Source organism: Nocardioides panaciterrulae, assembly GCF_013409645.1.
Classification (GTDB): domain Bacteria; phylum Actinomycetota; class Actinomycetes; order Propionibacteriales; family Nocardioidaceae; genus Nocardioides; species Nocardioides panaciterrulae.
In genome coordinates, this window is sequence record NZ_JACCBG010000001.1 from 4,028,937 (window position 1) to 4,040,325 (window position 11,389).

Genomic DNA, 11,389 nt, shown 5'->3' on the forward strand with positions numbered 1-11,389 from the left:
GGGGACTCCTTGCCCGGCCTCGGTGACAGCCGCCCGGCCGCGGGAGGCGCGAGCCGGCGTACGACTCAGAGCGCGATCCACTCCGTGGCGGTCGTGACCTCCTCGAGCACGTCGGGGACCGGCGTGACGCCCAGGCCCGGCCCGTCCGGGACGTCCATGTAGCCCTCGGAGATCGTCAGCGCCTCGGTGATGTCGGTGCGGTAGAACCGGTCGGAGGCCGAGATGTCGCCCGGCAGCGTGAATCCGGGCAGCGCGCCCAGGGCGGCGTTCGCGGCCCGGCCCAGACCGGTCTCGACCATCCCGCCGCACCACACGGCGAGCCCGTGGGCCGCGGCCAGGTCGTGGATGCGGACCGCCTCGAGGTAGCCGCCGACCCGACCCGGCTTGATGTTGATGATCGAGCACGCGCCGAGCGAGATGGCGGCGGCGGCGGTCTGCGCCGACACGATCGACTCGTCGAGGCAGACGGGCGTGCGGATCTGCCGCGCGAGCTCGGCGTGACCGAGCACGTCCTCCTCCTCGAGCGGCTGCTCGATGAGCAGCAGGTCGAACGCGTCCAGCCGGGCGAGGTGCCGCGCGTCCCGCAGCGTGTACGCCGTGTTCGCGTCGACCTGGAGGAGCAGGTCGTCACCGAAGCGCTCGCGGACGGCGCGTACCGGCTCCACGTCCCAGCCCGGCTCGATCTTCAGCTTGATCCGGACGTAGCCGGCATCGAGGTAGCCGCCCACCACGTCGAGCAGGGCCGGGATGCTGTCGTGGATGCCGACCGAGACGCCCGACGGGACGCGGTCGTGGACCGCCCCCAGCTCGCGGGCCCACGACCGGCCGGCCGCGCGCAGCTCCGCGTCGAGCACCGCCATCTCGAGGGCCGCCTTGGCCATCCTGTGGCCCTTGAACTTGTGCAGCACGGCGTTGACGGCGGGCGCCCCGTGCCGCTGCAGCTCCTCGGCGGCGTCCGAGAGGGCCGGTAGCAGGAACCGGCGCAGCACGTCGGCCGTCGCGTCGACGTACTCGGAGGAGTAGAGCGGGTCCGCCATGGCGACGCACTCCCCCCAGCCCTCACCGTCCGCGGTGACGGCGCGCAGCAGCAGGATGTCCCGCGCCGTCTGGGTGCCGAACGACGTCCGGAAGGGCGACACCAACGGCATCGCGATGCGTCGCAGCTCCACGCCCTCGAGCTTCACGTTCACTGGCAAGCGTCTCCTTCGTACGGCAGGACGAGATAGCCCTGCTCCTTGTCGAACCCGGCGACGCGGCCGCCGGCCTGCAGCGCGACGAGCAGCTGGTCGCGCACCTTGGTGCGCCAGCCCCGGGCCTGCTCGGGATCGGCGAGGCGCAGCGCCTCGATGTCACGCGGCACGTGCACCCAGGAGGCGGCGGCACCGCTCGGCACCACCGCGCGCACCCGGGTGCCGGCGCACGCGGCGTCGACCTCGGGCGTGGCCAGCGACCAGTGGACCAGGATGCGATCGCTCTCGTCGTGACGGTTGATGCCGTCGGTCATCGCACCGTAGAAGTCGGGGAGGTACTCCGCGACGCGCGCCCCGAGCTTGGCGAGGTTGAAGTAGGCGTTGCGGGAGACGAGCGGGTCGTAGGTCCACTCCATCAGCTCGATGCCGCGGTCGAGGCACCACGCGCGCTGGTGGAGCTTGAGCGCGAAGCCCGCGTGCCGGCCGGCCACGGCCGGGGTCACGCCGGCGATGTGGCTGTGCATCGTGCGGGCGGCCGGGGTGGAGTGGAAGCCGACACAGACCCCGACCATCGCGCCGTCCGGGCGGTCCGCGTCGTACGCGCCGGCGACGTAGCTCTCCGCCTTGCCCATCGCGCGCAGCAGCTCGGCGCTCATCGGAGGGTTGTCGGGCACCCCCCAGATCCGGCCGAGCACCGCCGCGGCCTCCTGCAGCTCCCCGACCCCCGAGAGCTCGCGTACGGCGACGCGGGCCCGGACGGCCGCCGCGTCGTACGACGCCCATGCCTGCGTGGTCATCCCCGCTCCCCGTGTGGTGCCAGCAGGTCCTCGAGCAGTGCCCGGAGCAGGACGGTGCGGTCGACCAGCCGGCCGACGAGGACGTGCTCGTCGTCCGCGTGCGCCCCGCCGCCGACGGCGCCGAGGCCGTCGAGGGTCGGGGTGCCGACGCCGCCGGTGAAGTTGCCGTCGGAGGCCCCGCCCACCGACGCCCGGGTGGGCTCCGGCAGCCCGAGCCGGGCGGCGACCGCCCGGACCCGCTCGAAGAGCCCGAGCGACGCGCTCTCCTCCAGCGGGGGCCGGTTGATGCCGCCGTTGACGTGTACCTTCGCCCCCGCCAGCACTGGCCGCAGCGACCGCAGCGCCGCGTCCACCCGCTCCTGCTCGACCGCGGTCCACGCCCGTACGTCGACCGCGAACCGCGCGCTTGCAGGCACGGTGTTGGTGGTGGTGCCGGAGGTCGCCGCGGTGGTGGTCACCGTCGTGCCGGCGGCCGGGTCGGCCATGCCGGCGACAGCGAGGACCTGGTGGGCCAGCTCGATGGTCGCGTTCACGCCCTTCTCGGGCTCCAGCCCGGCGTGGGCCGCCCGGCCGACGACGTCGATCTCATAGAGGGACACGCCCTTCCGGGCGGTCTTGAGCGAGCCACCGGCGGCCGAGGCCTCCAGCACCAGCACCGCCGAGGCCGTGCGGGCCTCGTCCTCGATCAGCTCCCGCGAGGTCGCCGAGCCCAGCTCCTCGTCACCGGTGACCAGCAGGGTCACCCCCGGCGGGGTCGGCGAGGCCGGCGATGGCGTGCAGCGCCATCGTGAGCCCGGCGAGCATGTCGAAGCAGCCGGGTCCACGCAGCACACCGCCGGTGACGGTGAACGGCGCCCGCTCGAGCGTCCCCACCGGCCACACGGTGTCGTGGTGGGCGAGCACCAGCACCGTGCCCGCCGCCCGCGCGTCCCCGAACCGCCAGCGCAGGTGGTGGACGCCGCCGATCACGATGCGTTCGGGTGCCACGCCGAGCCGCTCCGTGCCGAGCCGGGCCACCAGGTCGGCCGACCGCTCGACCGCGCCCAGGTCGCTCGAGGGCGACTCGCACTCGACGAGCTCACGCAGGTCGGCGAGCAGGGCGTCGAGCGCCGGGGTGGAGCTCGTGGTCCCGATCGTCATCAGGCTGGCTTCTTCGGGGTGGCTCGGGCGCCGAAGTGGATGTACTCCTCGCCGGTGGGCAGCGAGTAGAAGCGGACCGGGTAGTAGGCCTCGCTCTTGTCCGGCTTGACCGCGAAGAGCGCCTCGGCGACCGGGATCAGCTCGTGTGTCTCCGGCTCGGCATCGCCCGAGGCCTCCGCCACCGGCCCGGAGACGGTCGTGCGCATCCAGGTCCGGCCGTCCTCGACGTAGACCTCCTCGACCACGGACTCGCGGGCGTAGGTCCCGAGGTACGGCGTGGGGTCGACCTCGACCGGCTCGGCCGGAAGCTCGAACGGGGCGGGGAGGTGCACGTCGACGAGGGCGGAGAAGATCTCCTCGTAGAGCTCCTGGTAGAGCGGGATCGCGCTGCCGATGTTGGTGTTGACCGAGACCGCGATGCCGGCCTCGGGCAGCAGTCGCAGGAAGGCGGCCTGGCCGATGGTGTTGCCGTCGTGGCCGATCGCGCGGGTCCCGTTCCAGTCGCAGCGGAACCAGCCGAGCCCCCAGGAGTCGCCGAGGAGGATCTTCTCGGGGCACTCGGTCTGGTAGTCGGCCATCGCCGCGACGCTCGCCTCGGACAGCAGGCGGGTGCCGTCCTTGGCCAGGCCACCGGTCAGGTGCATCCGGGCGAACGCGAGCACGTCCTCGGGCCGTGAGGTGATGAGGCCCGCCGGGCCGACCGAGCGCGGCAGGCCCCACACCGGGGCGGTCTGGGGGTCGTCGCCGCCCTTGAGGTGGCCCATGGCGTGCCCGAAGACCATCGCCTCCTCGGGCAGGGTCGTGGTGTGGGTCAGTCCGAGCGGCGCGAAGAGGCGCTCCTTCATGGCCTGGTCCCAGGTGTGCCCGGTGACGACCTCGATGATCCGTCCGAGCAGCGAGAAGCCGGAGTTGCAGTACGACCAGGTGGCGCCGAGCGGGTGGTTCTGGGCGGCTTCGCCCAGCTGGGCGACGTACTTCTCGAGCGCGTCGTCGCCGCGGCCGGTGTCGGTGAAGACGTCGCCGTCGATGCCGCTGGTGTGGGTCAGCAGGTTCCAGACCGTCACCTTCTTGGTGACCTCCGGGTCGCGCAAGGAGAGCTCGGGGATGATCTCCACGACCGGGGTGTCGAGGGCGAATCGACCCTCGTCGACCAGCTGCATGACCACCGTCGCGGTCCACACCTTCGAGACGGAGCCGATCTGGAAGACCGAGTTCGTGGTGGCGACCTGGCCGGTGCCGGCGTGCAGGACGCCGGTCGCGGTGGTGAAGACCTCGTCCTCGCCGCCATCGGTGCTCAGGCGCAGGATGCCGAGCTGGGCCCCGGGGATGCCGTGCTTCTTCACCAGCTCGGCGAAGCGGGCCTCCCAGTGGGCGGCGTCGATCGCGGGGCCGGTTCCAGAGTCAGCTGCGGTGGTGGTCATGGGCGGGTCTCCTTCGTCGGGTGGGTGCCGTGGCCGCCGGGGATGGCGGCCAGGAGCTGGCGGGTGTACTCGTGCTGGGGACGTCCGAGCACCTCAGCCGTGGGGCCGTGCTCGACGATGCGGCCGCCCTCGAGCACGGCCACCCGGGTCGCGACGTAGCGGACGACTGCCAGGTTGTGCGAGATGAACAGCATCGAGAGGCCGAGCTGCCGCTGCATCTCGCGGACCAGGTTGAGGACGGCGCCCTGCACCGAGACGTCGAGCGCCGAGGTGATCTCGTCCGCGATCACCACCTGCGGACGCCCGGCGAGGGCACGCGCGAGCGCGACCCGCTGGCGCTGGCCGCCCGAGAGCTGGCCGGGCAGCTGCACGGCCCGGTCGGCATCGAGGTGGACCAGCTCGAGCAGCCGGGCGATCTCGGCCCGGCGGTCGGCGCGCGAGTGCCGGGTGGGGATGGCCTCGGCGATGCTCTCGCCGATGGTCATCCGCGGGTCGAGCGAGGAGAACGGATCCTGGAACACCATTTGGATCGGGCGGCGCCCGCGGTACCGGATCGGCTCGCCGTCGAGCAGGATCCGGCCGCCGTGCACCGGAGCCAGGCCGACCGCCGCCTTGGCCAGCGTCGACTTGCCCGACCCCGACTCGCCGACCAGGCCGACGATCTCGCCGTCCGGCACGGTCAGGCTGACGTCGTCGAGGACCGTGCTCGCGCCGTAGCGGACCGTGACCCGGTCGAAGCGGAGCTCGCTCATGCGGTTGCCTCCTCGGCGGCCACGACCTCGATCGGCTCCCCCGCGTGCCAGCAGGCGACGCGGTGCCCGGCCGGGTCGGCGTCCAGCGCGGGGTCCTGCTCGCGGCACACGTCGGTGGCGAGCGGGCAGCGGGCGGCGTACGCGCAGCCTGTCGGGACCCGGGAGGGGTCGACCGGTTGACCGGGGATGGTCGCCAGCGGGGCGTTGATGTCGGTGGTCATGTCCGGGACGGCGGCGACGAGCGCCCGGGTGTACGGGTGACGGGCCCGGGTCCGCAGGTCCGCGGTCGGGAGGTCCTCCACGATCCGGCCGGCGTACATGACCAGGACGCGGTCGCAGACGTCGGAGACCACCGAGACGTCGTGGCTGATCAGGAGGAGCGCGGCCCCCTCCTCGCGGCGGACGTCCTGCAGCAGCGCCAGCACCTGGCTCTGCACCGTCACGTCGAGGGCGGTGGTCGGCTCGTCGGCGATGATGAGCCGGGGGCTGCCCATGAGGCCCATGCCGATCATGGCGCGCTGCCGCATGCCGCCGGAGAACTCGAAGGGGTACTGGCGGGCCCGGCGCTCGGGCTCGCGGACCCGGACCGCGCCCAGCCGGTCGACGGCGCGGGCGGAGGCCGACTTGCGGCTGAGGCCCTGATGGTGGCGGCCGACCTCGGCGAGCTGGCTGCCGATGCGCATGGTGGGGTTGAAGGACGTCATCGGGTCCTGGAAGACGACCGCGAGGGAGGTGCCGAGCAGCTTGTCGTGCGAGCCCTCGAGCAGGTCGGCGCCGCAGAAGGCGAGGTGCTTCGCGTCGACCCGGCCGGGCTCCTCGACCAGCTGCGCGATCGCCAAGGCCGTCAAGGACTTGCCGGACCCCGACTCGCCGACGACGCCGACGGCCTCCCCGGCACGGATGCCGAAGGACAGTCCGCGCACGGGCCGGATCGGCCCGTCCGCGCCCGGGAAGGTGACCCGCAGATCGCGGACGTCCAGGACGAGCTCGCGGTCTGCCACGTGGTCGTGCCGGAGGTCGGACGCCGGCGTCTCGCCGCTCGGCGCGTGCAGCGCCTTTCCGAGGCCGGTCGCCGCCGAGATGCCGAAGGCCCCGGCGATCGCCTCTCCGGTGAGGTTGAAGGCCAGGCCGGCGATGACGACCATGATGCCGGGCGCGAGCGCGGCCAGCGGGTGCACGTAGATGCCGCTCAGGCCGTCCTGCATCAGCCGGCCCCAGTCGTAGGCCGGCGCCTGCACGCCGAGCCCGAGGAAGGACAGGCCGGCGAAGCTGAGCAGGATCGCGCCCGCCGTGATCGTGACGTTCACGACGAGCGGCTCGGCCACGTTGGGCAGCACGTGCCGGGCCATGATCCGCAACCGGCCGACGCCGGCGACGCGGGCGGCCGCGACGTACTCGAGGCCGGCGACGCCGGCGACCAGCGTCTGGCAGAGCCGGGCCATGCCCGGCGCGACGGCGATGCCGATGGCGAGCACCGCGCCGCGCGCGCCGACGCCGAAGATGACTGCGAACACCAGGACCAGCAGCAGGCCGGGGAACGCGACGAACACGTTGACGACCGCCGTGACCAGCCTTCCGAGCCGCCCTTCGAGCAGCAGCGGTGCGACGCCGAGCAGCAGGCCGACCACCGTCCCGAGCGCGGTCGCGAGGAGCGTCAGCACCAGCGACAGTCGCGTCGCGACGAGCACGCGGAAGAACAGGTCGCGGCCCAGGTTGTCGGTGCCGAACCAGTGCTGCGCCGAGGGACCGGCCAGCAGGTGCTCGGTGTCGACGGCGCTGGCGCGGTCGCCCCAGAGGATGGGGGCCAGGACCGCCAGGAGCACGGTGAGGGTGAGCAGGCCCAGCCCGACCATGCCGACGGGGGTCTTGTAGATGCGAGACCAGCGGCGGGACATCACAGGTCACCGATCGTGGAGCGAGGGTCGAGCACGGCGAGCGCCACGTCGACGAGCGTGTTGATGACGAGCACCCCGACGCCGTAGACGAGGACGGTGCCCTGGACGACGGGGTAGTCCTTGGTCACGATCGACTGCACGATCGTGCTGCCCAGGCCCGGCCAGGCGAAGACGTTCTCGACCAGTACGGTGCCCGCGATCATCGAGGCCAGCATCATGCCGGCCAGCGTGAGCGTCGCGGTGACGGCGTTGGGCAGGGCGTGCCGCAGGTGGATCCGGAGCGCCGGGAGCCGCTTGGCGCGGGCGGTGCGGATGTAGTCGGTCTCGAGCACCGAGAGCATCTCGACGCGGACGATGCGGGCCAGCACCGCGGCCGGCCCGATCGCCAGCGCGAGGGCGGGTAGGACGTAGGAGGAGGCGCCGGCGCGGCCGGCCACCGGGAACCACGGCAGGTTGACGGCGAAGACGCAGACGAGGGCGACGCCGACGAGGAAGTCGGGGATCGAGCCGAGTACGACGCTCGCGCCGGCGAACGTCAGCTCGGTGCGCCGGCGCCGGGAGCGCCGGGTCGCGACCGCGACCACGACGCCCAGCGGCACCGAGACGAGGATCGCGACGACGAACGCGAGGACCGCCAGCGACGCGGTGGCCGGGAGCCGCTGCGCGATGGTCTCCGAGACCGGGAGCTGCGTGCTGATGGACTCCCCCAGGTCGCCGCGGAGCAGGTTCACCAGGTAGTGCAGGTACTGCGTGAGCAGCGGGTCGTCGAGCCCGAGCGCATGCCGCTTCGCGACGACGAGCTCGGGCGGGGCCGTCATCCCGAGCGCCGCCCGGACCGGGTCGCCCGGCACCAGGTGGATCATCAGGAAGGACAGGGTGATCAGTACCCAGAGCGACACCAGCAGCCGCCCGGTCCGGCGGAGCGCGAAGCGGCTCCACCTCCCGCCCACCAGGCCCTTCGACTTCGGGGTGGGCAGGGACGGAGCGGCTGCCGGTGTCAGTGTCGACATGACGCGATCAGACTCCGATCAGCCCAGCATCCGGATGCTGGTCGGGACGACCTCGCCGAGGACGTCGATCTCGGCGCCCTTGCTGAAGAACGGCAGCACGCTGTTGGCGAACAGGACCAGGTCGTTGTCCTTGAACAAGGCACCCTCGGCGGCGAGCCAGTCGGGGCAGCTGTCGGCGCCGACCTCGCCCATCGCCTTCTCGACGCCGGCCTCGTAGGCGGCGTTCTGGATCCCGGAGATGTTGTTGCCGCCGTCCGCGGTGCCCGGACCGGAGAAGAACGGGACCGCCTGCTCGGGCGTGTTGATGTTGAGCGGCTCCCAGGCGATGTCCCAGTCGCCGGTGCCGAACATGGCGTTCACCATGCCGGTCTCGTCGAGTTGCTTGGCCTTGACCTCGACGCCGATCTTCTTCCACGCCGCGACCGCGAGCTCGGCGGCGGCGCTGCCGCCCGAGCCGAGCGAGGAGTCGTAGAGGAACGAGAGCGACAGCCGCTGGCCGTTCTTGGCCCGGATGCCGTCCGAACCCTTGACCCAGCCGGCCTTGTCGAGCGCCGCCTCGGCGGCGGCGACGTCGGTGCCCGGCACGTTGCCGTCCACCGACGACCCGGTGCAGCCGGCCGGTGCGACCACGGCGAGCTGGGTCGCCGGACCGCCCCGGTCGGACGTGATGACCTTCTGCAGCTGGCCGAGGTCGAGGGACTGGGTGAGGGCGGCGCGCACGGCCGGGTCGGCGGCGGCGTGGCCCTGGTTCTGGTTGTACCACTGCTCGCCGACGATCGCCTGGGCGTCGGCGTGGTCGAGCTTCGCCGCCTCCAGCCGGGCCGCGTCGGGCCCGTGGACCGCCGCGGCGTTCAGCGACCCCGAGAGGAGCTCGTTGGCGGCCGTCGTCTCGTTGGGGACGACCTTGACCTCGATGGTCGCCGGCATCCCGGTCGTGGCGGTCGTCGCGCCGTCCGGGCCCCAGGTGTAGCCCTTGCGGATGGCGTACGTGTAGTGATCGCCGGGCACCGCCTCCTGGAGCGTGTACGGACCCGTGCCGTCGGTGCCCGCCTTGAGGGTGGACCGGTCCTTCATGCCCGCGTCGCAGACCATCGGCAGGTTCGCGAACGAGTCCAGGACGAACGGCGAGGCGCTGACGAGGTCCACCGTGACCGTGCTGCCGCTGGCCTTCGCGGTGGCGCCGGCCGGGACGAACACGCCCAGGAACGGACTCTTGTTCTTCGGGTTCTCCACCCACGCGATGTTGTCGACCGCGGTCTGCGCCGTGAACGGCGTACCGTCGGCGCAGGTGACGCCGTCCTTGATGTCGAAGGTGACGGTCTTGCCGTCCACCGCCCACTTCGAGGCCAGCTGCGACTGGACCTCGCCCTTGGCGTCGACCGTGACGAGGCTGTCGTAGGCGAGCCTGCTCACCTGGAACAGCGGGCTCGACGCGCTGGCCTGCGGGTCGAGCGCACCCGGGTCGCCGGAGAGCGCCAGCGTGAACGTCTTGCCGTCGACGTACTGACCACCCCCGGCGCTGGAGCCGGCGGAGCCTCCGCCGCAGGCGGTGAGGCCGACGGCGGCCACGGAGAGGGTGAGCGCCAGGATGGCGCTCGAGTGGACCGGCCTCATGGGTGTTCCTCTTTCTGCAGGGTGGGCGAAGGGGTCGGAGCTGGGGTCAGTCGGCGCGCGAGACCACGCGCCCGTAGTGGACGTACTTGGCCCTGCTCGAGCCGTCGGGGCCGGGCACGTCCCCGAGGAACGTGAAGACGACGTGCAGGCCGCGGACGGGCTCGACCGAGATCAGGGAGTCGCCCCTGAGGTGGACCAGCCGGAACCGCACGGGCTGCTCGCCGATCTCGGCATGGATGTCCTTCGGCTCCCGGTCCAGCCAGAGGGCGCCGTCGGCGTCCTGGCTGACGCTGATGTCGTAGATGGTGTCGGCGTAGCGACCGAGGTAGCGGCGGACGTCGACCTGCTGGGAGTCGGCCGGCGGGGTCGGGCGCTCGGGCAGCCGGACGCCGGCGACGTCGGCGAGCAGCCGGACGACCACGTCGGTGAACAGCCCGAAGACGTCCCCGCCGTTGGTCAGCAGGGCGATCGCCACGCCCGCCTCCGGGACGATGCGCAGGAACGCCGCCTGCCCGATGGTGCCGCCGTCGTGGGCGACGACGGTGCCCTGCGGGCTGTCGAACAGCTCCCAGCCCAGGCCCCACGCGTCACCCATGCCGGAGAGCAGCGGCAGGTCGACCTGACGGGTCTGCATGTCCCGCACGGAGTCGGCGCTGAGCACGCGGGTGCCGTCGGGAGCGATGCCCTCGTCGAGGTGCATCCGCACGAAGCCGAGCAGGTCGGTCGGGGTCATCGCCAGCATCGACCCGGCCGGCGCGTTCGACCGCGCGAGCGCCCAGGTCGACGCCGTCGCCAGCTCGGCCTCGGCGCCCTCACCGGGGACGTGGCCGGTGGCGGCACGGTGGCGGATCGCCTCGTAGGGGCTCGGGCTGACGCGCTCCAGGCCGAGCGGCCGGGCGAGGCGCTCGACCAGGACCTCGTCGTACGGCTTGCCGCGGAGCACCTCGACGATGCGGCCGAGCAGCACGAACGCCGTGTTGTTGTAGGAGAACGTCTCCCCGGGCGCGAAGAGCTGGGGCAGCTCGGTCAGCGTGGCGACGTACTTCTCGACGGCGTCGTCGCCCCGGCCGGTGTCGGTGAAGATGTCGCCCTCGAAGCCGGCTGTGTGGGTCAGTAGGTGGCGGGGCGTCAGGACCTTGGCGGCGTCCATGTCGCCGATGACCAGCTCGGGCAGGTAGTCGAGCAGCGGCGCGTCGAGGTCCAGCAGCCCGTCGTCGACCAGTTGCATGACGAGGGTCGTGGTCCAGATCTTCGTGATCGAGCCGATCTGGAACACCGTGTCGGTGTCGACGGCGACGCCGGTGGCGAGGCTGGTGACGCCCGCGCCCGCGGCGCCGACGACCTGACCGCCCGCGAGCACGGCGACGCTCGCGCCGGGCACGCCGCGCTCGGCCACGAGCCGGACGAAGTTCTCATCGAGCCAGCGGGCTACCTCGTCCGGGCCCAGGGCGCGCTGCGAGCTCTCGGTGTTCGACATGGCGGCCACCGTAGGTTGCGGCGCGGACGCCTGTATTCGTCCGAACGGACAGGCGGAAGCCCTCCGCACTGTCCGATCCTCCAGTGAGCCCCG

Annotated in this window: 10 protein-coding genes; all 10 read right to left on the reverse strand. The window is 72.6% G+C overall.

Annotated elements, in window-relative coordinates; all coding sequences use genetic code 11:
* Positions 1-65: 65 nt before the first annotated feature.
* From menC to BJZ21_RS19265, 10 genes are read right to left on the reverse strand one after another with little or no spacing between them, the layout of a single operon-like run.
* The gene (menC, locus tag BJZ21_RS19225) at positions 66-1,190 is read right to left on the reverse strand and encodes an o-succinylbenzoate synthase (RefSeq protein ID WP_425490543.1); all 1,125 of its coding nucleotides are present in this window, start codon (positions 1,188-1,190) and stop codon (positions 66-68) included.
* On the reverse strand, positions 1,187-1,987 hold the full coding sequence (locus tag BJZ21_RS19230; RefSeq protein ID WP_179665228.1) for a GNAT family N-acetyltransferase: 801 nt from the start codon (positions 1,985-1,987) through the stop codon (positions 1,187-1,189). The genes menC and BJZ21_RS19230 overlap by 4 nt, the downstream gene beginning before the upstream one ends.
* Positions 1,984-2,730 (reverse strand): M20/M25/M40 family metallo-hydrolase, encoded by a 747-nt coding sequence (locus BJZ21_RS21245; RefSeq protein ID WP_343052229.1) that lies wholly within the window; start codon positions 2,728-2,730, stop codon positions 1,984-1,986. Before BJZ21_RS21245 ends, BJZ21_RS19230 begins: the two co-directional genes overlap by 4 nt.
* Positions 2,708-3,127 (reverse strand): M20/M25/M40 family metallo-hydrolase, encoded by a 420-nt coding sequence (locus BJZ21_RS21250; protein WP_246298526.1) that lies wholly within the window; start codon positions 3,125-3,127, stop codon positions 2,708-2,710. Before BJZ21_RS21250 ends, BJZ21_RS21245 begins: the two co-directional genes overlap by 23 nt.
* Positions 3,127-4,548, reverse strand: coding sequence for a serine hydrolase domain-containing protein (locus tag BJZ21_RS19240; protein ID WP_179665229.1), 1,422 nt, complete (start codon positions 4,546-4,548; stop codon positions 3,127-3,129). Before BJZ21_RS19240 ends, BJZ21_RS21250 begins: the two co-directional genes overlap by 1 nt.
* Entirely contained in the window at positions 4,545-5,300 is a 756-nt protein-coding gene (locus BJZ21_RS19245; protein WP_179665230.1) for an ABC transporter ATP-binding protein, read from the reverse strand. The genes BJZ21_RS19240 and BJZ21_RS19245 overlap by 4 nt, the downstream gene beginning before the upstream one ends.
* Positions 5,297-7,195, reverse strand: a complete 1,899-nt coding sequence (locus tag BJZ21_RS19250) for a dipeptide/oligopeptide/nickel ABC transporter permease/ATP-binding protein (protein ID WP_179665231.1) — start codon at positions 7,193-7,195, stop codon at positions 5,297-5,299. Before BJZ21_RS19250 ends, BJZ21_RS19245 begins: the two co-directional genes overlap by 4 nt.
* A complete protein-coding gene (locus BJZ21_RS19255; protein WP_179665232.1) occupies positions 7,195-8,205 on the reverse strand; it encodes an ABC transporter permease in 1,011 nt (336 codons plus the stop codon). The genes BJZ21_RS19250 and BJZ21_RS19255 overlap by 1 nt, the downstream gene beginning before the upstream one ends.
* A gap of 18 nt (positions 8,206-8,223) precedes the next feature.
* Positions 8,224-9,819, reverse strand: a complete 1,596-nt coding sequence (locus BJZ21_RS19260) for an ABC transporter substrate-binding protein (RefSeq protein WP_179665233.1) — start codon at positions 9,817-9,819, stop codon at positions 8,224-8,226.
* 46 nt (positions 9,820-9,865) lie between these two features.
* On the reverse strand, positions 9,866-11,296 hold the full coding sequence (locus BJZ21_RS19265) for a serine hydrolase domain-containing protein (RefSeq protein WP_179665234.1): 1,431 nt from the start codon (positions 11,294-11,296) through the stop codon (positions 9,866-9,868).
* Positions 11,297-11,389: the final 93 nt, after the last annotated feature.

What these genes read in the sequence shown, in the direction of transcription:
- BJZ21_RS19255 (WP_179665232.1), bottom strand. Translation starts at nt 8,205, where the DNA reads ATGTCGACACTGACACCGGCAGCCGCTCCGTCCCTGCCCACCCCGAAG.
- BJZ21_RS19265 (WP_179665234.1), bottom strand. Translation starts at nt 11,296, where the DNA reads ATGTCGAACACCGAGAGCTCGCAGCGCGCCCTGGGCCCGGACGAGGTA.
- BJZ21_RS19240 (WP_179665229.1), bottom strand. Translation starts at nt 4,548, where the DNA reads ATGACCACCACCGCAGCTGACTCTGGAACCGGCCCCGCGATCGACGCC.
- BJZ21_RS19260 (WP_179665233.1), bottom strand. Translation starts at nt 9,819, where the DNA reads ATGAGGCCGGTCCACTCGAGCGCCATCCTGGCGCTCACCCTCTCCGTG.
- BJZ21_RS19230 (WP_179665228.1), bottom strand. Translation starts at nt 1,987, where the DNA reads ATGACCACGCAGGCATGGGCGTCGTACGACGCGGCGGCCGTCCGGGCC.
- BJZ21_RS19250 (WP_179665231.1), bottom strand. Translation starts at nt 7,195, where the DNA reads ATGTCCCGCCGCTGGTCTCGCATCTACAAGACCCCCGTCGGCATGGTC.
- BJZ21_RS21250 (WP_246298526.1), bottom strand. Translation starts at nt 3,127, where the DNA reads ATGACGATCGGGACCACGAGCTCCACCCCGGCGCTCGACGCCCTGCTC.
- BJZ21_RS19245 (WP_179665230.1), bottom strand. Translation starts at nt 5,300, where the DNA reads ATGAGCGAGCTCCGCTTCGACCGGGTCACGGTCCGCTACGGCGCGAGC.